The sequence below is a fragment of the Vibrio sp. 1978 genome, from assembly GCF_033344345.1.
On the sequence record NZ_JAWPOP010000532.1, the window covers coordinates 1 to 668 of the forward strand.

The following is a 668-nucleotide window of genomic DNA, read 5'->3' on the forward strand; positions in this document are numbered from 1 at the left end:
ACCACTAGGTCGCCGAAGTAAGGCATAACCATTGGGTTCACAATGTCTGCTGCTTTCACGTTAGACTTCGCGCCCCATGCTTCACTTTGCCAGTGTAGCGGTACGAATGCTGCGTCGTTGTAAAGCGTCGCTTCAACGCCTTTTAGCATTTCTGCACGTTTCGCTGGATCCGTTTCCACGTTTGCTGCTTCTACAATTTTGTCCATTTCTGGGTTTGAGTAGTAACCACAGTTGTACTGGCCACGACCTGTCTCTTCGTTACGAGTCATTGTTAGGAACTCGTTGAAGTTCGCAGAGTCTTCAGTGTCTGAGTGCCAACCGATCATCAGCATGTCACCCGCACACTTATCAAACTCTGGCCAGTATTGCGCTTTTGGCATGGTTTTCAGATCAACCTTAATACCAATCTTAGACAACATTGCCGCCGCAGCCTGTGCAACTTTTGCATCGTTCACGTAACGGTTGTTTGGCGCAATCATAGTTAGGGCAAAGCCGTTCTCGTAGCCCGCTTCTTTCATCAGCTCTTTAGCTTTCTTCAGATCGTAGCGAGGAACCAGTTTTTCGTTGTGACCAACGTAACCCGCAGGGCTTTGCTGACCAGCAGCTGTCGCGAAGCCTTTCATGATTTTCTTCACGATGCCTTCGTTGTTGATCGCATGCACGATAGC

General features: G+C 48.8%; 1 protein-coding gene. It reads right to left on the reverse strand.

Annotation, left to right across the window (positions count from 1 at the left end; all coding sequences use genetic code 11):
* Positions 1–668, reverse strand: a 668-nt coding sequence (locus R8N49_RS27655; protein WP_318190521.1) for an ABC transporter substrate-binding protein, incomplete at both ends; no start/stop codon positions are given.